An 18,148-nucleotide genomic window follows, 5' to 3' on the forward strand; every position below is an offset into this window, starting at 1 on the left:
GGACAATGGCGCCATGGACGACCTCTCCCGTGACATTTCCCCTGCTGACGATGAAGAAAGCCCGCGCACGCCGCGCGGCATCCAGAGCGTGGAGGTGGGCGGGCAGCTGCTCAAGGTGCTGGCCCGCACCGGCCGGCGCATGGCGCTCAAGGACCTGGCGCGTGCCGCCGACATGACGCCCGCCAAGGCCCATCCCTACCTCGTGAGCTTCGGCAAGCTGGGCCTGATCGAGCAGGACACCGTGAGCGGCCACTATGGCCTGGGGCCGCTGGCCATGCAACTCGGTTTGATCAGCCTGCAGCAGGTGGACCCGGTGCGACTGGCGATTGCCGAGCTGCCGGGCTTGGCACAGCGCATCGGCTACACCGTGTCGGCCTCGGTTTGGGGGGACAACGGGCCCACCATCATCCGCGTGGAGGAGGGGCCGACCACCGTCTACGTGGCCATGCGCCATGGCACCACCGCCTCGGTGCGGCACACAGCCACGGGCAAGGTGTTTGCGGCCTTCGGGCCGCGCGAGCGCATCGCGGCGGCCCTCGTGGCCGACGGCCATGCGGGGGCGCTCGACGATCCCGCCTTCGCCGCGGAGCTGGAGGCCGTGCGCACCCACCAGGTGGCCGAGGTCACCGACCAGCTGCTGCCCGGCATCAGCGCCCTGGCCACGCCGGTCTTCGACGGCTTCGGCCTACTGGTGCTGTGCCTGGCCGTGATCGGCCCCAGTGCCACGCTGCGCACCGGACCGGACAGTGCGGCGGCTGGCCACCTGCGCGACACGGCGCGCAGCCTGTCGCAGCGGCTGGGCGCCGCACAGGCCGGCGAGCGCTAGGTTTTCGAGAGCGCCTGGTCGATATCCCAGAGGATGTCGTCCAGGTCCTCGATGCCCACCGACAGGCGCACCATGTCGGCGCTCACACCGGCGCGGGCCAGTTCCTCGTCGTTGAGCTGGCGGTGCGTGGTCGAGGCCGGGTGGATCACCAGGGTCTTGGCATCGCCGATGTTGGCCAGGTGGCTCAGGAACTCGCAGGCGTCGATGAACTTCTCGCCCGCCGCAGCGCCGCCCTGGATGCCGAAGGTCAGGATGCCCGAGGCGCCCGGTGCGCCGTCCACCGCGCGGAATTGTTTTTGCGCCAGCGCGTGGTACGGCGAATCGGCCAGGCCCGGGTAGTTCACCCAGGCCACCCTGGGGTGGCTTTGCAGAAACTTGGCCACGGCCAGCGTGTTGCGGCAGTGCTCGCGCATGCGCAGGTGCAGGGTCTCGGCGCCCTGCAGCAGCTGCCAGGCGTTCATGGGCGAGAGCACGCCGCCGAAGGTGCGGTTGATCTCCATGCGCGCCTTCATCGTGTAGCCGAAGTCGCCGAAGATCTCGTAGAACTTCACGCCGTGGTAGGCGCGGCTGGGTTCGACCATCTCGGGGAATTGGCCGTTGTCCCAGGGGAATTTGCCGCCCTCGACCACCACGCCGCCCATGGTCGTGCCGTGGCCGCCGATGTACTTGGTGGCGCTGTGCACCACGATGTCGGCGCCAAAGGCCAGCGGGTTGCACAGGTAGGGGCTGGCCACCGTGTTGTCGATCACCAGCGGCACGGCGTGCGCGTGCGCTACCTCGGCCACGGCCGCGATGTCGAGCACGTTGACCAGCGGGTTGCCGATGGTCTCGCCGTACACGGCGCGGGTGTTGGGGCGAATGGCGCGCGCGAAGTTCTCCGGGTCGGCCGGGTCCACGAAGGTGGTCTCGATGCCAAGGCGCGCAAATCCCACGCCGAGCTGCCCCACCGTGCCGCCATAGAGTGTGCTGGCCGCCACGATGTGGTCGCCGGTCTTGAGGATGGCCAGCAGCGCCGCCATCTGCGCAGCCATGCCGCTGGCGCAGGCCAGGGCCGCGCGGCCGTTCTCCAGGCTGGCGATGCGCTCCTCGAACACAGCCACCGTGGGGTTGCTGATGCGGCTGTAGACGTTGCCGAAGGTCTGCAGGTTGAACAGGCTGCTGGCGTGCTCGGCGCTGTCGAAGACGAAGCTCGTCGTCTGGTGGATGGGCGTGGCGCGCGCGCCGGTCACCGGGTCGGGGATGGCGCCCGCATGGATGGCGCGCGTGCCGAAGCCGTAGTCTCTGTCCTTTTCCATGGGGTGGATGTCTCGCTGGTGTTCCTGTTGTTCAGTAGGGCAGTTGCTGCGGGCGCTTGGCCGAGATCACGCGCGTGTTCACACCGGCCCAGTTGAGCCCGCCGAACAGGCGCGCATGCTCGATCTTCACGCAGCGGTCCATCACCACCGCCAGGCCTGCCGCACGGGCCCGCGCCGCCGCCTCCTCATGAACCACACCGAGCTGCAGCCACAGGCATTGGGCGCCGATGGCGATGGCCTCCTCGGCCAGGGGCGGGATGTCCTCGCTCTTGCGAAAGCAATCCACCATGTCGATGCGGTGGTCGGCCGCTGCGGCGGTGATGCTGGGGTAGCAGCGCTCGCCCAGGATCTCGCTCGCCATGGGGTTGACCGGCACGATGCGGTAGCCATGGGCCTGCATGTACTTGGCCGCAAAGAAACTGGGCCTGTGCCATTGCGGCGACAGGCCCACGACCGCGATGGTGCGGCAGGTTCCGAGGATGTGGCGCAGTTCGCTGATGGTGCTCATGCCACCAGTGTAGGAGACGGCAATCGAGTGGTCTATGACGTGGCTGCGTTCCAGCGCGGCTTGACGACTAGTCCTCCGTGGCAGCAATCTGACAGATGCTTGCCAAGTAGTAGATGGAAACGGTAGCGTTTCATCCCCTGACATATTTTGCCCCTTCGCTTGCCGAAGCAAGGAGCGGCTACCATGGGGTCTTCCATAGAGGATGTGCGATGTTTCGTTGTTTCGGTCTGTTCATTGCGTCTGCCTTGGTCGTGCTTCCGGCGGCTGCCCAGACCGGGCGATATGCGTCCTTTGTAGCCAAGTCCAAAGCCGTGATCACTGAGGGAATGTACGACCCTGAGGGTGCCAGGTTTCGCAAATTGACTGTGCACATGGACACTGTGGAGAAAAAGCTGGTTCTGTGCGGTGAAATTAACCCGCGCAATGGTTTTGGCGGGCATGTCGGCTACCGCAAGTTCTTTGCCGATGCAATCGGCGGCGTGACGCAGGACGGCGATGACGACCAAAATTTCGGTAGGCTATACGCAAGTTACTGCCGCAACAAAATTGCTGATGTGAAGTAGCCGTCAGTTCAACACCTCAGCTTCCTTCGGGCGGCTTCTTGTTATGGGCTTACTTCGGCGGGCCCTTCGAATTTCTGGGGCACCATCAACGAAGACTCAGCATCACAAATTGCCCTGACCCCCGCTGTGGCTTGCGTTGAGGCCGATGTCGCCACGGCGGAGCGTTCGATCAAGAGCCTCGGCGACATCCGAAGGGGTTGCGTCAGGAGGGTCGTCAAGGCTTGGTGCGGATCGACAAGGGCGGAGAAAAGGCGCCCAGGGAGGTGGAGCCTGCCACCAAGAATTTTGCGGAAAGCCAAGAGAGCCTGGCCCGCGTGTGCGGCACCGACTTGGCCACGCGAAAGAGGCTGCAGTCGCCTCCGACGGCAACGCCAAGGTTAGTGCGGTCAAAGGGGCGCTTCTATGCCGGGTCTTTGTACTTGATGCTGCAGCCGTAGGGGCGCGTGGTGGATGCAGTGAGCGGTTTGCCGGCCAGCGCCTCTGCCAGCCCGGTCTTCACATAGTTGGTGGCGCGCGGGATGTCGTCGACCTTGGCCGAGGCGATGCTGTCGATGCCGCCCGCGTAGATCAGCTGGCCCTGCGGGTTCACGATGTACATGTGCGGCGTGGTGCGCGCGCCATAGGCGCGGCCGGCCGTGCCTTCCTCGTCCATGAGGATGGCGGTGGGTACCGACTGGCGCTCCTTGAGCCAGCCGGAGAGCTTGGCGGGCTCCAGGTAGTCGCCGCTGGCCTTTTCGGTGGAGTTGACGGCGAGCCACACCACGTCCTTGCCCGCGGCGTCCTTCTGCGTGGCGGGCATGTTGCCGCTGTCGTAGTGCTTGCGCACGAAAGGGCAGCCGGGGTTGGTCCATTCGAGCACCACGTGCTTGCCCTTGAAGTCCGACAGGCGCACGGTCTTGCCCGTGGTGTCCTTGAGGGTGATCTCGGGGGCCGGCTGGCCCACGGTGGCAGCGGCCTGGGCGCCGGCCGCGGCCAGCAGCAGGGGCAGGGCGAAGAGGGTACGTCGAAGCAGCAACATGGATGAAAGATCTCCAGGTGAGGGACGGTGGTGGGGCAGTATGGGTGATGCGGCCTCGGATTTCCAGACGGAACCCCTGCCGACCGGCTGGTCTTACAGCGCCGCTACGGCGGCGCGCAGTTCCGCTTCGCCCAGGATCTCGGAAAACACCACGGGTGCCTTGCCCGGGGCGTGCAGCACGTACACCGGCACGCCGCTGCGGCCCAGCTGGGCCAGGGCCGCGGTGATGGCCGGGTCGCGGCGCGTCCAGTCGGCGCGCAGCAAGGCCACGTTCTTGGCCGCGAAGTCGGCCTGTACGCTGGCGTCGGCCAGCGTGGTCTTCTTGTTGTACTGGCAGGTCACGCACCAGGCGGCGGTGAAGTCCACGAACACCGGGCGGCCGCTGGCCACCAGTTGCTCGGCCGCGCCCGGGGTCCAGGCCTGCCATTGGGCGGTGCTGCCGGTCGTTGCTTGCGCTGCAGGGGCGGCTGCGATGTTGGTGATGTGGGGCGCAAAGGTCCAGGCCAGCAGCGCCAGCGCCAGCGCGGAGACGGGGGCCATGAAACGGCGCGCCGCGCCCGCGAGCGACAGCGCCCAGGCCACCATGCCCAGCGCCACCAGCAGGATCAGCAGCGCGCCCGCACCATCGATGCCGCTTTGCTGGCCCAGCACCCAGACCAGCCAGACCACGGTGGCCAGCATGGGGAAGGCCATGAACTTGCGCAGCGTGTCCATCCACGCACCGGGGCGGGGCAGGGCGCGCGCCACGGCAGGCACGAAGGCGGCGGCCAGGTAGGGCAGGGCCAGGCCCAGGCCCAGTGCCGCGAACACCGCCAGCGCCTGCGGCCCCGGCAGCGTGGCCGTGAGGCCCAGCGAGGCGCCCATGAACGGAGCGGTGCAGGGCGAGGCCACGGCCACGGCGAGCACGCCCGTGAGAAAGGAATCGGCCACCGGGTGGCGCGCCTGCAGGCTGGCCACCGACGAGGGCAGGAAATGCCCGAACTCGAACACCCCTGCCAGGTTCAGCGCGATCAGCGTGAACAGGGCTGCCAGGCCCGCCACCACGGCCGGCGACTGCAGCTGGAAGCCCCAGCCGATGGCCTCGCCCGCCGCACGCAGGCCCAGCATCAGCCCGCCCAGCGCCACGAAGGACAGCACCACGCCCGCCGTGTAGGCGATGCCGCTCAGGCGGTGGGCGCGCCGGTCCTGCGCATGCTGGGCAAAACCCACGACCTTGATGGCCAGCACCGGGAACACGCAGGGCATGAGGTTGAGGATCAGCCCGCCCAGCAGGGCGCCGAGCAGGGCCGCGACCAGCGTGGCGGTGGGTGCCGCGGTGGTGGTGGCTGAGGGCGGGGCAGCGGCGGCATTGGCCTTGAGCGCCGCCTCCAGCGCGGGCGACACGGTGGCCGCGGCGGCCACGGTAGGCCATGCGCCCGCCACCCTGAGTTCGGCCCGGTAGCCCTGGCCATCGGCGGCCAGCACCACGGGCAGGGGGTCGGGGCTGTTGCTGCGCTGGGCTGACAGCGGCACCTCGGCGGTCCACACGGCGCCCTTCCAGGCCTGCGTCCAGGCGGCGGCGTTCTCGATGACCTCGGGCGTCTCGGGGAACAGCTCCAGCGCCTTGCCGCGCAGCGCCTCGGGCAGGCCGTGCACGCTCAATTGCAAGGCATTGCCCTCGATGCGCGCCTGGCTGTCCTGGGTCTCCACGGGTTTGGGCTGGGCCGCCAGGGCCGCGTCGAAAGCCGCGCCGTGCATGGCCGTGGTGCTGCGCGCGGGAATGGTGAGCGTGAAGTCGCCCTCTTCAGGGATGCACTCCTTGCGGCAGACCAGCCAGGTGGCGTGCAGGCGCACCGTGGCGTCGCCCGACAGCACTTTGGGCGCAAAGCTGCTGGCCACGGTGACGGGCACGGGCAGCAGCACCGTGCCCTCGTAGCCGTAGTTGGCCAGCGTGCCGATGGGGATCTTCTTGGGCAGGGGCCAGGCGATCTCGCCTGCGTCCAGCCCGGCGGGCAGGGTCCAGGCCATCTCGATGGGCAGGCCCGAATCGCCCGGGTTCTTCCAGTAGGTGTGCCACTCGGGCTGGTGCGTGATCTGCAGGCCCAGCCACAGGGGTTGGCCGGGCTCAATGCCCTGAGGGGCGTGGGCGATCAGCTCGGCGCGCACATGGGGGGTAGTGACCACCGCGCTGGCGGCGCTGGCACTCTTCGTGGGCAACTGGGCCCAACTGCCTGCACCGGCCAGCAGGAAGGCTATGAAAAGAATAGCTTTGGCGAGCAGGGAGGGCGGGCGATGGAACATGTTGCAGGGTGTGAGCGCCCACGAACCATTTGGTTCCTGGGCGTGGATTCAGCCCCTATTGTGTCGCCAAGGTCATCTGTGCCTGGGGAGACCATTTTTCCGGCTGGGTTCCTGTCCGCGGCGCGGCCAGGAACAGCCGCTCCACCGGCAGCTTCTGCGCCAGCAGGTAGCTGCGCACCGCCTGGCCGCGCTGGGCGGCCAGCTCCTGCGCCATGGCCTCGGTGGCCGGTTGATTGGCCAGCAGCAGGGCTTCCATCTCGGGCACCGTGAGCTCGCGCGCCAGGCCCACCAGGTTGCGCGGCTTGGGGATGTCGGCGCGGCGGTACACCTCCTTGAGCAGGGCGGGGTACTCGGCCGCCTGCACGGGCGTGGTGTCTGCAGGGCTGGCGCGGCGCTTTTCGGCCAGCACCAACTGCTGCAGGTGCTCGCGCTGCAGGCCCTCGCGCTCGGCCTGCAGGCTGGCCTGGCCGGTCACGGTGAGGCGCAGGTTGGGCCGGTCGGTCAGGGCCTTGACCACCTTGGAGAGGTTCTGCTGCGCCTCGGGCGTGAGCGTGGCGCTGCCGGGGGCAAAGGGCACGCTGCTCAGCTCGTCGCCGCCACCCAGGGCATTGGCCAGCAGGCTGAAGGGCGCGGTCAGGGCCTTGCCGATCAGGTTGACGATGATCTTCCAGATCACCGGGCCCACGCGGAACTCGGGGTCGTTGAGCGAGCCGCTGAGCGGCAGGTCCAGGTCGATCACGCCCTGGCGGTCGGCCAGCAGCGCCACGGCCAGCTTCACGGGCAGGCTGTTGGGGGCTCCGGCCACGGGTTCGCCAAAGGTCAGCTGGTTGAGCACCAGCCGGTTGCTGGCCGTGAGCTGGCCGCTGGGCAGCACCTTGTAGGCCACGTCCACGCTGAGCTTGCCGCGCTCGATGCCGTGCCCGGCGTACTTGACGGCATAGGGCGACAGGGGCGGCAGCTCCAGGTCGCGCACCTTGCCCGCGATGTCGAGCGCCAGCGGTTTGGCCAGCGGGTTGAGCTTGCCCGTGATCTCCAGCGAGGCCGTGCCTTCGGCCTTGCCGCGCAGCTCCAGGTCGGCCAGCAAGGGCGCGCCGCCCGGCGCTTCGGAAGAAAAGGCGCTGAGTTTGCCCGTGAGTTCCGACAGGTCGGCCGAGTAGTTGGGCTTGATGAAGAAGTCCGAGAACAGCACCTTGCCGTTGACCAGGCTCACCGGGCCGAACTGCACCACCGGTGCCAGCGGATCGGCCGGCGCTGCCGAGACGGCAGCCGACGCGGTGGATGCTGCGGGTACCGGCGCGGGCGGCACCGATTTAGCGGCGCTCGCGGCATTGGCCGCCAGGGCTTCGGCCGGGGTCTTGGCAATGTCGCCCAGGTTGATGCGCCCGGCCTCGTTGATGGTGATGCGCGCAAAGAAGTCGGCCAGGCTGGTTTCCTTGACTTCGATGCGCGGTGCCGTGCCGGGCGCGGTGGCCAGGGCCAGGCCGCGCAGGTTCAGGCTTTTCCAGGCCAGCAGTTCCTCGCCCACCTGGGCCTCGGTCTTGGGGGTGGAGGCCGAGGTGCTGTTGGCCTGCAGGTCCTCGACGACGGCATCGCCCGACAGGCGCAGGCTGGGGCCCTTGTCGCCCTGGGCAAAGGCCAGGTCGCCGCGGAAACCCACGTCGGCGCGCAGCAGCTCGATGGACAGCTGGCTGGCCAGGTAGCCGTCGAGCGCATGCAGCGGCAGGCGCGTGGCGTTGAGCTTGCCCTGCGTGGCCAGCGGCTGCAGTGCCAGCGTGCCCTGGTAATCGAGCTTGCCAGCGGCATTGCCCTTGCCGCCCGCCGCCACCTGGGCCGAGAGCTGCAGGGCTTCGGGCTTGCTGCCGTTTGTGGCCAGGTTCTTGGCGATGATGCCCAGGGACGACAGCTCCAGTGCCACGGGGCGGCCCTGGGCCTTGTCGGCCAGGGAGACGGCGCCACCCTGCAGCGCGAAGTCGGCCACCCGCAGCACCCACGGGGCTGCGGCAGCAGGCGCGGCGGCGGTGCTTTCGTCGGCTGCGGGCCGGGCCTTCATCCAGCGCTCGAACATCCAGCGGCCCTCGGCATCGCGGTCCACCGTGATCCTGGGCTGCGTGATCGCCAGGCTCTCCAGCGTGGCGCTGCGCTTGTCCAGGGGCAGCTGCAGGCCCTTGAGCTCCAGCCGGCCCAGGCTGGCCAGCTGCGCCTTGCCCTGGCGCAGGGCCAGTTGTTCCAGCGCCAGCGGCCCGGCGGTCAGCGTGACACCGGTTGCAGCCGGGGCATCGGTCGCAGCCCACTGCACGCCAATGTCGCCCGTGAGCTGGCCTGCCACGGTGGGCTCCAGCACCTGGGCCAGGTAGGGCGCAGCCAGGGGCAATGCCAGCGCGGTCAGGCTCGCCTGCACCTGGGCCTTCTGGTCCGTGGCCTCGCCCTTGAAAGCGAGGCTGCCATCCTGCAGCTTGAAGCCGCCCTCGAAGATGACGGGGTGGTCCCAGGGCAGGGCCAGGTCCTTGGCGTCCAGGGTGAATTCGCGCGCCTCCAGCGCCGCGGCGGGGCGGGTGGTCTGGTCGGCCCAGCGCAGCGTGCCGCCGCGCACCAGGGTGTGGGCGACCTCCACGGTCCAGGGTTTGGCGGCAGCGGCCTTGCCGGTGCTGGCCGAGGCAGGCCGGGAGGCAGCGCTGGCCGGCACGGCATCCGCTGGTGGCGTGGCCGGCGCCAGCTGCGCCAGGTTGACCTGGCCTGCGGCATCGCGGCTGGCGCTGAGCACCGGGGCGATGAGCTCCACCTGCGACAGGCGCACCACCTGGTCGAGCGGGCGCACGTCGGCCATGTCGATCTTCAGCCGCTCGTAGGCCAGCAGGTCCTGGCCCTGGCGGTCCGCCACGCGCACCTGGCTGGCCTGCACGCTGCCCGTGAGCTTCACGGCCATCTTGGGCGCCTGCTCAAAGGCGATCTTCATGTCCACGTCCAGCGTCGCGCCCTGCACCTTCACCGGCAGGCTGGCGGGCAGGTAGGCCAGGTAGGGGGCCAGGTCCACGCCTTCCCAGCGCACGGCGGCGTCGGTCTTGCCGGTCTGGGCAAACGGCGTGCCTTGGGCGGACGAATCGAAGCGGCTGCCGTTGAGCGTGAAGGCCAGGTGCGGCTCCACCTTCACCTCGCGCTGCGAAGGCAGGGTGCTGATGAAGGGCACCTTGAGCGCCAGGTCGCGCAGCGTGTGCTGCTTGCCCACGCTGCGGTCGTCGTAGTCGATGCTGCCGCCGGTGAGCGCCAGGTTGTAAAGGGCCAGGCGTGCGGGGCCGGTGTCGGGCTTTGGCTCGGCGGGCGGGGCAGTGACTTTGGCGATGATGTCGTCCACGTCGTAGCGGCCCTCGCCCAGGTGGGCGATGTGCAGCACCGGCGATTCGACGGTGAACTCGTCCACCACAGGTGCCAGGCGCAGCAGCGACTGCAGTTCGCCATCGACATGCACGCGCGCGATGGTGAGCTGCGGTGTGGCGCCGTCCCCGGCACCGGCCACGGCAATGTCGCGCAGCGTGAGTTCCAGCGACCAGGGCTGGAAATCGATGGCGCCCACCGTCACCGCGCGGCCCAGTTGCTCGCTGGCCGCGCGCTGCAGCGGCCCCTTGAGCAGGGGCGGCACGGCCAGCCAGGTCAGCAGCCACAGGGCCAGCAAAGCCGCCAGGGCGATGGCTGCGCGGCGGGCCCAGCGGTGCTGGCGCAGGGCTGCCAGAGAGGGGCGGGTCAGGGAAAGCTTGGCAACAGGCATGGGCAGCGGAAAACAGGCGGGCGGTCAGGAGTGCCCTGCCGACAAGGGCGGCAGGCCGCCCAAGGTACCACCGCGCAGCGCGGCGCGGTGTATCCAGGGGTTGGGTTGATGTTTTTTGACGATTGGCCGAGGGCTGCCCTCGGGATTCAGGCGCCGAAGCCCAGCACCACCCGCCGCGTGGTGGCACTCTTCTTCTCGATCTTGGTCACCACGATGGCCCTGATCTCCGCGGTATTCGCCACGTGCGTGCCGCCGCAGGGCTGCAGGTCGATCAGCGGGGCCCCGCCATCCCCGCCGATGCGGATGGTGCGGATGCGCCCCGAGCCGCGCGGCGGCTGCACGCTCATGCTCTTGACCAGGGCCGGGTTGGCGTCGAGTTCCTCGTCGCTGATCGAGGCCACGGTGAGCGGGTGCGCGGCCGCAACCAGCGCGGCGATGCCGGCCGTCAGCAGGTCCTTGTCGAGCGGGTCGGTCATGGAGAAATCCAGGCGCGCGTAGTCGGGCGTGATGGAGCAGCCATTGACCAGTTGCGGCACCAGGTGGCACAGCAGGTGGGTGGTGGTGTGCAGGCGCATCAGGCGGTGGCGGCGTTCCCAGTCGATGCGCGCGGTGACGGGCATGCCGGCCGCCAGAGCGGCCAGGCGCTCTTCCTGGCCCGAGGCCGGCACATGCACAATGTCGGCCGTGGGCTTGCCGTCGGCGTCCTTGCCCTTGCGCGTGTCGGCAATGGCGATGGCCGTGCCATCGGCCAGCAGCAGCTGGCCGCTGTCGCCGGCCTGGCCGCCGCCCAGGGGGTAGAACACCGTGCGGTCGAGCACGATGCCGGCCTCGGTGATCGCGGTGATGTGGGCGCTGCATTCGCGCAGGTAGCCGTCTTCTCGGAACAGATCGTGGGTCATCCCTGCATGGTAGCGGCAGCGCCGTGCGGCTGCAGGGCGCTACCATCTGCGGATGAAACGCCGCACCGCACTTGTCGCCGCTCCCCTGGTCCTGGTTCCTGCCCTCGGTTGGGCCGATGAGCCCAAGGTCGCCGACCTGTCGGGCGCGCTGCGCTGGCTCGACAAGCTGGAGGCCACGCCCCAGGCCCGCACCACGGGCGCCTGGCCGCTGGTGGCCGTGCTGGAGCACCTGTCGCAGAGCATCGAGATGAGCATGGACGGCTTTCCCAAGGAAAACAGCGCCCTGTTCCAGCGCACCCTGGGAGCTGCGGCATTCAGTTTCTTCGGCTGGCGCGGGCGCATGTCGCATGGCCTGGCCGAACCCATCCCTGCGGCGCCCGCGCTCACCATGTCGGGCGACTGGAAGCCGGCGGCCCAGCGTTTGCGGTCCGCCATTGCCCGATTCCAGGCGTACACGGGGGCGCTGCGCCCCCATTTTGCGTACGGCGCGCTGGACAAGGCCGACTTCGCGCGTGCCCACACCTTCCACATCGCGAACCACCAGGACGAGATCGTCCTGGGCTGACACCGCTACCATGGTGGGCATGACGCAGCCACCGGTGCCTCCCTCTTCCCCGCCCGCCGCCACGCCCCCGCGCTGGTGGGCCGATCTCGGCACGCGCGATTTCGCGCAGCGCAAGGCATCTGGCCTGGCGGCGCAGACCGTGGCCGTGCTGCCGGTGGCGGCCGTCGAGCAGCATGGGCCGCATCTGCCGCTGTCGGTCGATGCCACGCTGCTGCAGGGCGTGATCGATGCCGCGCTGCCGCTGCTGCCGGCGGATCTGCCGGTGCTGTTCTTGCCGCCGCAGAACGTGGGCCTGAGCCCGGAGCACATCCGCTACCCCGGCACGCTCACGCTCTCGCCGGCCACCATCATCGCGCTGTGGACCGAGCTGGGCGAGTGCGTGGCGCGCGCCGGTGTGAAGAAGCTCTTGCTGTTCAACGGCCATGGCGGCCAGGTCAGCGTGATGGACATCGTGGCGCGCGAGCTGCGCACGCGCTGCGACCTCCTGGTCTACAGCGCCAGCTGGTTCAGCCTGCCCCTGCCCGACGCGGTGGCCGGACAGTTCAGTGCACAGGAGCACCGCTTCGGCATCCATGCGGGCGAGATCGAGACCTCGATGATGCTGCACCTGGCGCCCGGCACCGTGCGCATGGAACATGCGCAGGATTTTCGCTCCACCTCGCAGGACCGCTCGGAGCAGTACGCCCTCCTGGGCAACGGCAAGAGCGCCAAGCTGGGTTGGCAGATGCAGGACTACCACCCCGCCGGTGCCGTGGGCAATGCCGCTGCTGCCACGGCCGACAAGGGCCGCACCGTGGTGGAGGCGGCGGCCACCCAGCTCGTGGCACTGCTGCAGGAAATGGCGGCGTTGCCGTTGGGCACCTTGCGTGACCAAGCCGATTTCTGAGGTCCGTCGCCCCACGGTGCACGGCCTCGTGCATTCATGGAACGAGCATGATCCGACACGCCACGTTCCCCAGCGATCTCGCTGAAGTCACCGCGATCTTTCGTGAATACGTCCAAAGCCCGACGGCCAATCTCGATTTCCAGGACTACGGGCAAGAGTTCGCAGGGCTGCCCGGTCAGTATGCCGAGCCCGATGGTGCATTCTCCTGGCCGTCGTCGAAGGCCGAGTGGTGGGTTGTGCCGCCCTTCGCCAGGTCGATGCTTGCGCCTGCGAACTCAAGCGCGTCTACGTGCGGCCCCAGGCCCGCGGGATGGCGCTGGGGCGGCAATTGGTCCAGCAGATGGTGCGTACCGCCAGGGAGGCGGGCTATCGGCGCATGTGCCTGGATGTGCTGGCGGAATTTGTAGCGGCCCAAAGGCTCTACGAATCGCTGGGGTTTTTGCCCGCGGAGCCCGTGAGCTTCAACCCGGTTCCGGGAACTCGCTTTCTGGCGCTCGACCTGTAGCCGTGCCATCCTGCGGCCTGCCGCCGGTCAGGCATGGGTGAGCCAGTCGGCATGCTCCAGCGCATGCAGGTGCGGCAGGGTGTTGAAGGTCTGCAGCATCAGGCGCTTGGGGCTGATGGTGAACTCCGTCACGGCGCTGTTGCGGATGCGCATGTTCAGCGCAATCGTCACCTCGGGCGCCGTGCCCAGCACCTGGCCCACGGCGGTCGAGATCGGGCCGCCGCTGCTTACCAGCAGCACGTTGTGCCCGACATGGTGCTGGCGCACATGGTCGAGCGCGGCGCGCACACCGGCACTGAACTCGTTCCAGCTCGGCATGCCCTGCGGGCTGATGACGCCCGCCATCCACTGCGCGAGCGCATCGCACAGCAGGCGGAAATGGTGTCGGTAGAGCTCGGGTGTGTCGGGCCTGGCCAGGGGCTGCGGGTGGATGGCGCTGATCAGCGCATGGCTGTCGTACTCGTTGAGACCGGGCATCTGCAGCACTTCGGGGGTGGTCTGCAGGCCCTCAGCAATGCCTTCGAGCGTCTGCGTGTGGCGGCGCAAGGTGCCGGTGATGACGGCGTCGAACACCATGCCGCGCTCGCGCCAGTGCTCACCCAGGCGCACCGCCTGCTCGCGCCCGCGCGCGCTCAGTTGGTCATAATCGTCTGCGCCAAACGAGGCCTGGCCGTGGCGCACGAGGTAAAGGGTTCCCATGCGCCGGATTGTGGGCAGGCACCGGCCCCGCCGTTTGTCTCCCAAGCGACCGCAACCGGGGCGCCAGTAGCCTTGGAGACAGCAGGGGTCAGCGGCCAGCCAAAACGCGGCTGAACACGGGCGCATCCACATTGCCGCCCGTGAGCGCCAGGCCCACTGCAAGGCCGCGCAGGGCGTCGCGTTCCTGCAGCGCCGCAGCCAGGGCGGCCGCCCCCGCACCCTCGGCCACATTGTGCGTGTCGGTGTAGATCGCATGCATGGCGGCGGCCACCTCGGCATCGCTGACCTGCACGATGTGGTCGATGTGCGGCGCCAGGAGGGTCAGCGCGTCCGCATCGGCCACGCGGCAGGCCATGCCGTCGGCCAGCTCGGTGGTCACGGGCGCCTCGACCACGCGGCCCGCCGCCAGCGAATCGGCATAGGTCGTGGCATGGCTGCTCACCACTCCGACGATGCGCACGCCGTGGCCGAGTGCCAACTTGGCTGCAATGGCCGAGCACGCGCCCGAACCCTGGCCTATGGGTACGTAGGCGACGCCGAGCTGCGGCACCGCCCGCAAGAACTCCCACCAGTAGGTGCTCACGCCGCGCAGCAGGTCGGCATGGAAGCTCGGCACCATGTGCGCGCCGCGCTCGGCCGCCAGATGCATGGCGTGCTCGCGCGCTTCCTGGAAGTCGCTGCCATGCTCGATCAGCGTGACGCCCAGGGCGTGCATGGCGGCATTCTTCTCGACCGAGTTGCCACGCGGCACGACGATGGTGCAGGCCACGCCATGGCGGCGCGCGGCCCAGCCCATGCTCTGGCCGTGGTTGCCGCGCGTGGCGCTGACCACCTCGCGCGGCAGGGTGCCGCGCCGGGCCAACTGGTCGAAATAGGTGAGCCCGCCGCGGATCTTGAAGGCGCCCACGGGCGTGTGGTTCTCGTGCTTGAGCCAGCAGTCCGTGCCCAGGCGCTCGCTGAGCAGGCCCCAGCGGTACTGCGGCGTGGGCGCGAAGTCGCGGTACACGACTTCGGCCGCCGCCTCGATGTCGGCCAGGCTCGGCAGCCAGGGCAGGGGGATGGAGGGCAGGGCACTCATACGGCAGGCCTCTTTTCGGTGAGCAGGCGCACGGCCAGCAGGCCCAGCACGGTGCCCATGACATAGCGCTGGGCACGCATCCAGCCCTGGCTGCGGTTCATGAACAGCGCCACGCGCGCCGCGAACAGCACCAGCAGGGCATTCACCAGCCCGCTGATGGTGATCTGCACGGCCCCCAGGGAGAGGCTCTGCAGCAGCCACTGGCCGCGCTCGGGGTGCAAAAACTGCGGAAAGAACGACAGGTAGAACATGGCCACCTTGGGGTTGAGCAGGTTGGTCATGAAGCCCATGAGGAAGAGCTTGCGCGGCGTGTCGTGCGGCAGGTCGCGCGCCTCGAAGGGCGCGGCACCGCCGGGCTTCACGGCCTGCCAGGCCAGCCACAGCAGGTAGGCCGCACCCGCAATGCGGATGGCATCGAAGGCCATGGGCACGGCCGCCAGCAGGGCCGTGAGGCCCAGCGAAGCCGCCAACAGGTGCACGCCAAAGCCCGCTAGCACACCGGCCAGCGACAGCAGGCCGGCACGCGGGCCCTGGGTGAGGCTGCGCGAGACGCAGTAGACCATGTTGGGCCCGGGCGTGAGCACGAGCAGCAGTGCTGCGAGCGCAAAGAGCATCAGTTCCTGGGGCGTGAGCATATTGCTACTCCTGAGAAGCGGTGGAGGGAAGGAGACGCGACTGCAGTGCCAGCGCGCCGCGCGGGGTGAGCAACTGCGCCTGCAGCAGGGGCACCGGGCCTTCCGTGGGGGCTGCCACCGCGTGCAGGCCGGCCGCGTTGCAGGCCGCACGCAGGCCTTGCGCGTCCGGGTGCTGCAGCTGCAGCGACTGCAGTTGCACGCCGCTTTCGGGCAGGTGGTCGCAGGGGTGCACGGCACCCCACTGGATCAGCGTGGGCAGGCAGCCGTCCCACAGGCGCTGGCCATCGGCCCGCACGGTGATTTGCCATTGCAGCAAGCCCTGGGGCGTGGGGCGGCTGGCGGCGATGGCACGGCCCCGGTCCACGCCCAGGGCCGCGAGCGCGGCCAGGCTGGCCGCCACATCGGGCACCGAGCCCACCCAATGGATGAGCTGCGGCCCGTGCTCGGCCACCTGCTGCTGCAGCGCGGCGTCGTCCATATCGAACCAACGCCGGTCGGTGGCAGGGATGGACTTCGTGCCCTGCGGGTTGATGGCGATGATCTCCAGGTAGGCGCGCGGATGCGCGGCACTGGAGATGTTGATCAGCCGGTTGTGCGTGCCCATCAGCGGGTGCTCGCCGCCGCCCGCGGGCGTGACGCCGAGCGTGCGCTCGCACCATGCAACACCCGTGGCCAGGTCGCGGGCCAGCACCACCAGGTGGTCTATGCAGGCCGTAGCGATTGCCGTCACAGCAGCACCTCGCCCTGCACGCAGGTCACCGAATGGCCGCCGATCCAGATGTCGCTGCCTTCCTGGTCCACGTGCACGCGGCCGGCACGCGCCAGGGCAGTGCCCTGGCTGGCCACGTAATGGGCGGGGGCCAGGCCCTCGCCGATGAGCCACTGCGCCAGCGCCGCGTTGAGGCTGCCGGTCACCGGGTCTTCGGCCAGGCCGTTGTTGCCCGGGAAGAAGGCGCGCACTTCAAACGCGATGTCCTCGCCCGATGCATTGGCACCGATAACGCCCACCTTGCCGCGCGGGCCCACCACGCCGATGTCCAGGCCCGCGAGGATGGCCGCATCTGGCCGCAGGGCCAGCACCTGCTCGGCCGATTTGAGCATCACGCCGCGCCACTTGGGGCCGTTGTCGCACCAGGCGTGGTGCAGGATGTCGGAGCGCTCCACGCCCAGGCCGCGTGCGATCAGCGCCACGTCGGCCTCATCGAGCGGGCCGCTGCGCAGGCGCTGCGGCGCCGCAAACGCCAGGCGTGCGCCGTCCTGGCGCAGCGGCACCAGGCCCACGCCGCATTCCTGCACCACGCGGCCCGGCGTCTGTGGCTTGCCGCCCGCGCCCAGCCAGGCATGGCAGCTGCCCAGCGTAGGGTGGCCGGCAAACGGCAGCTCGCGCCCGGGGCAGAAGATGCGTACGCGGTAGTCGGCGCCCGCGGCGCGGCCTTCGGGCGTGGGCGGCAGCAAAAAGGTGGCCTCGGACAGGTTGGTCCAGTTCGTGAACTCCTGCATGGCCTCGGTGCTGATGCCCTCGCCATCGAGCACCACGGCCAGGGGGTTGCCGCGGTAGGCCTCGGCGGTGAAGACGTCGACTTGCTGGAAGGGGCGCAGTTTCATGGGAGAGCCTGTCGGGTAGGTAGTGGGTTGAACAAGAAAATGTGGTGGGTGGCGCGGCCACGCCAGGGGGCTGGCCTGGGCCAGGTTCAGTGGGCCGGCGGGCGGTTCAGCCGCTGGCGCGGATCGGGGGCAAGGGCGGTTTCAGAGCAGCACCGTCCCTTCGATGCAGGTGACGGAGCGCCCGCCCACCCAGACCTGGTGCTCGTCCTGGCGGATGTGCACGCGCCCAGCGCGGCCCAGGCATTCGCCCTGGGCCACCTGGTAGTGGTGCGGTGCCAGGCCTTCGGTAATCAGCCATTCGGCCAGGCTGGCGTTGAGGCTGCCGGTCACCGGATCCTCGCGGTTGCCCATGGGGGCGGCAAAGGCGCGCACCACCACCCCGGGGCGGCTGGTATCGCTGGCCTGCTTGCCCACGTGCACCACGCCGACCGACTGGCCCAGGTCCATCAGCCGCGCATGGTCGGGCTCCAGGCCGAGCACGGTCTCGGCGCTGTCCAGCAGCATGCCCAGCCATACGGGGCCGTTGTCCAGCAGCTGCGTGCCCAGGATCTGCGCCGGGCGCACTCCAAGGGCGCTGGCGATCAGCGGCACCAGCGCCGGGCTGGGCGCGCTGCGCGTGAGCGGCGGCGCGGCAAAGGCCAGGGTGTGGTCCTCGCGGCGGATGCGCACCAGGCCGAGCGCGCATTCCTGCACCACCAGGCCCTCCTGGCGCGGCTGGTGGCCAGCCTGCAGCCAGGCATGGCAGGTGCCCAGCGTGGGGTGGCCGGCAAACGGCAGCTCGCCCTGCGGGCTGAAGATGCGCAGCCGGTAGTCAGCCCCCTGCGCACGGCCCGCTTCGGTGGGCGGCAGCAGGAAGGTGGTTTCCGACAGGTTCATCCACGCCGCGAAGCGGCGCATGTCCGCGTCGCCCAGGTCCTCGGCCTGCAGCACCACGGCCACGGGGTTGCCGTCGCCGGGGCGGTCGCTGAAGACATCGATCTGCTTGAAGGGGCGTGGTTGCATGGTGCGGTCTTGCGGGCGGATGGT

General features: G+C 69.5%; 16 protein-coding genes and 1 pseudogene. 5 read left to right on the top strand and 12 right to left on the bottom strand.

The genetic code is table 11. From position 1 onward, the window contains the following. Positions 1 to 13 precede the first annotated feature (13 nt). Positions 14 to 826, top strand: a complete 813-nt coding sequence (locus AC07X5_RS16975; RefSeq protein ID WP_494771109.1) for an IclR family transcriptional regulator — start codon at positions 14 to 16, stop codon at positions 824 to 826. Here the strand turns inward: AC07X5_RS16975 and AC07X5_RS16980 are convergent. Further along, on the bottom strand, positions 823 to 2,121 hold the full coding sequence (locus tag AC07X5_RS16980) for an O-acetylhomoserine aminocarboxypropyltransferase/cysteine synthase family protein (protein WP_494771110.1): 1,299 nt from the start codon (positions 2,119 to 2,121) through the stop codon (positions 823 to 825). The two genes, AC07X5_RS16975 and AC07X5_RS16980, sit on opposite strands and share 4 nt — an antisense overlap. 31 nt (positions 2,122 to 2,152) lie before the next feature. Then, positions 2,153 to 2,629, bottom strand: a complete 477-nt coding sequence (locus AC07X5_RS16985; RefSeq protein ID WP_494771111.1) for a CoA-binding protein — start codon at positions 2,627 to 2,629, stop codon at positions 2,153 to 2,155. Between the two features lie 209 nt (positions 2,630 to 2,838). On the opposite strand from AC07X5_RS16985, the gene AC07X5_RS16990 reads away from it, so the two are divergent. Next, on the top strand, positions 2,839 to 3,192 hold the full coding sequence (locus tag AC07X5_RS16990; RefSeq protein WP_494771112.1) for a hypothetical protein: 354 nt from the start codon (positions 2,839 to 2,841) through the stop codon (positions 3,190 to 3,192). 400 nt (positions 3,193 to 3,592) lie between these two features. Here AC07X5_RS16990 and AC07X5_RS16995 read toward each other — a convergent pair whose 3' ends face one another. From AC07X5_RS16995 to AC07X5_RS17010, 4 genes are all read right to left on the bottom strand, one after another. After that, a complete protein-coding gene (locus tag AC07X5_RS16995) occupies positions 3,593 to 4,210 on the bottom strand; it encodes a thioredoxin family protein (protein ID WP_494771113.1) in 618 nt (205 codons plus the stop codon). Between the two features lie 93 nt (positions 4,211 to 4,303). Next, complete coding sequence (locus tag AC07X5_RS17000; protein ID WP_494771114.1) at positions 4,304 to 6,490, bottom strand: protein-disulfide reductase DsbD family protein; 2,187 nt, start codon at positions 6,488 to 6,490, stop codon at positions 4,304 to 4,306. A 55-nt stretch (positions 6,491 to 6,545) separates the two neighbouring features. After that, on the bottom strand, positions 6,546 to 10,250 hold the full coding sequence (locus AC07X5_RS17005; protein ID WP_494771115.1) for a DUF748 domain-containing protein: 3,705 nt from the start codon (positions 10,248 to 10,250) through the stop codon (positions 6,546 to 6,548). A 146-nt stretch (positions 10,251 to 10,396) separates the two neighbouring features. Then, positions 10,397 to 11,149 carry an alanyl-tRNA editing protein gene (locus tag AC07X5_RS17010; protein ID WP_494771116.1) on the bottom strand — a complete coding sequence of 251 codons (753 nt, stop codon included), beginning with the start codon at positions 11,147 to 11,149 and terminating at the stop codon, positions 10,397 to 10,399. 52 nt (positions 11,150 to 11,201) lie between these two features. Between AC07X5_RS17010 and AC07X5_RS17015 the strand changes: the two genes are divergently transcribed. From AC07X5_RS17015 to AC07X5_RS17025, 3 genes and pseudogenes are all read left to right on the top strand, one after another. Then, positions 11,202 to 11,714 (top strand): DUF1569 domain-containing protein, encoded by a 513-nt coding sequence (locus AC07X5_RS17015; RefSeq protein ID WP_494771117.1) that lies wholly within the window; start codon positions 11,202 to 11,204, stop codon positions 11,712 to 11,714. A 19-nt stretch (positions 11,715 to 11,733) separates the two neighbouring features. Further along, on the top strand, positions 11,734 to 12,600 hold the full coding sequence (locus AC07X5_RS17020; RefSeq protein ID WP_494771118.1) for a creatininase family protein: 867 nt from the start codon (positions 11,734 to 11,736) through the stop codon (positions 12,598 to 12,600). 47 nt (positions 12,601 to 12,647) lie between these two features. Then, positions 12,648 to 13,105, top strand: a pseudogene (locus AC07X5_RS17025) (GNAT family N-acetyltransferase). 27 nt (positions 13,106 to 13,132) lie between these two features. Here AC07X5_RS17025 and AC07X5_RS17030 read toward each other — a convergent pair. From AC07X5_RS17030 to AC07X5_RS17055, 6 genes are all read right to left on the bottom strand, one after another. Next, positions 13,133 to 13,804 carry a histidine phosphatase family protein gene (locus AC07X5_RS17030; protein ID WP_494771119.1) on the bottom strand — a complete coding sequence of 224 codons (672 nt, stop codon included), beginning with the start codon at positions 13,802 to 13,804 and terminating at the stop codon, positions 13,133 to 13,135. Positions 13,805 to 13,892: 88 nt separating this feature from the next. Beyond that, positions 13,893 to 14,882: a threonine dehydratase gene (locus AC07X5_RS17035; protein ID WP_494771120.1), complete on the bottom strand. Its 990-nt coding sequence runs from the start codon at positions 14,880 to 14,882 to the stop codon at positions 13,893 to 13,895. Next, positions 14,879 to 15,517, bottom strand: a complete 639-nt coding sequence (locus AC07X5_RS17040; RefSeq protein WP_494771121.1) for a LysE family translocator — start codon at positions 15,515 to 15,517, stop codon at positions 14,879 to 14,881. Before AC07X5_RS17040 ends, AC07X5_RS17035 begins: the two co-directional genes overlap by 4 nt. 4 nt (positions 15,518 to 15,521) lie before the next feature. After that, a complete protein-coding gene (locus AC07X5_RS17045) occupies positions 15,522 to 16,247 on the bottom strand; it encodes a VOC family protein (protein WP_494771122.1) in 726 nt (241 codons plus the stop codon). After that, positions 16,244 to 17,122, bottom strand: a complete 879-nt coding sequence (locus AC07X5_RS17050; protein WP_494771123.1) for a PhzF family phenazine biosynthesis protein — start codon at positions 17,120 to 17,122, stop codon at positions 16,244 to 16,246. Before AC07X5_RS17050 ends, AC07X5_RS17045 begins: the two co-directional genes overlap by 4 nt. Before the next feature lie 141 nt (positions 17,123 to 17,263). Next, positions 17,264 to 18,124, bottom strand: a complete 861-nt coding sequence (locus AC07X5_RS17055; protein WP_494771124.1) for a PhzF family phenazine biosynthesis protein — start codon at positions 18,122 to 18,124, stop codon at positions 17,264 to 17,266. Between the last annotated feature and the right edge of the window lie 24 nt (positions 18,125 to 18,148).

This window comes from Acidovorax sp. GW458-11-26-14-TSB4 (assembly GCF_059423865.1).

Coding starts and splice junctions, on each gene's coding strand:
- AC07X5_RS17015 (WP_494771117.1), top strand. CDS start 11,202: ATGAAACGCCGCACCGCACTTGTCGCCGCTCCCCTGGTCCTGGTTCCT.
- AC07X5_RS17030 (WP_494771119.1), bottom strand. CDS start 13,804: ATGGGAACCCTTTACCTCGTGCGCCACGGCCAGGCCTCGTTTGGCGCA.
- AC07X5_RS16985 (WP_494771111.1), bottom strand. CDS start 2,629: ATGAGCACCATCAGCGAACTGCGCCACATCCTCGGAACCTGCCGCACC.
- AC07X5_RS17055 (WP_494771124.1), bottom strand. CDS start 18,124: ATGCAACCACGCCCCTTCAAGCAGATCGATGTCTTCAGCGACCGCCCC.
- AC07X5_RS17005 (WP_494771115.1), bottom strand. CDS start 10,250: ATGCCTGTTGCCAAGCTTTCCCTGACCCGCCCCTCTCTGGCAGCCCTG.
- AC07X5_RS16990 (WP_494771112.1), top strand. CDS start 2,839: ATGTTTCGTTGTTTCGGTCTGTTCATTGCGTCTGCCTTGGTCGTGCTT.
- AC07X5_RS16995 (WP_494771113.1), bottom strand. CDS start 4,210: ATGTTGCTGCTTCGACGTACCCTCTTCGCCCTGCCCCTGCTGCTGGCC.
- AC07X5_RS16975 (WP_494771109.1), top strand. CDS start 14: ATGGACGACCTCTCCCGTGACATTTCCCCTGCTGACGATGAAGAAAGC.
- AC07X5_RS17000 (WP_494771114.1), bottom strand. CDS start 6,490: ATGTTCCATCGCCCGCCCTCCCTGCTCGCCAAAGCTATTCTTTTCATA.
- AC07X5_RS17020 (WP_494771118.1), top strand. CDS start 11,734: ATGACGCAGCCACCGGTGCCTCCCTCTTCCCCGCCCGCCGCCACGCCC.
- AC07X5_RS17035 (WP_494771120.1), bottom strand. CDS start 14,882: ATGAGTGCCCTGCCCTCCATCCCCCTGCCCTGGCTGCCGAGCCTGGCC.
- AC07X5_RS17010 (WP_494771116.1), bottom strand. CDS start 11,149: ATGACCCACGATCTGTTCCGAGAAGACGGCTACCTGCGCGAATGCAGC.
- AC07X5_RS16980 (WP_494771110.1), bottom strand. CDS start 2,121: ATGGAAAAGGACAGAGACTACGGCTTCGGCACGCGCGCCATCCATGCG.
- AC07X5_RS17050 (WP_494771123.1), bottom strand. CDS start 17,122: ATGAAACTGCGCCCCTTCCAGCAAGTCGACGTCTTCACCGCCGAGGCC.
- AC07X5_RS17040 (WP_494771121.1), bottom strand. CDS start 15,517: ATGCTCACGCCCCAGGAACTGATGCTCTTTGCGCTCGCAGCACTGCTG.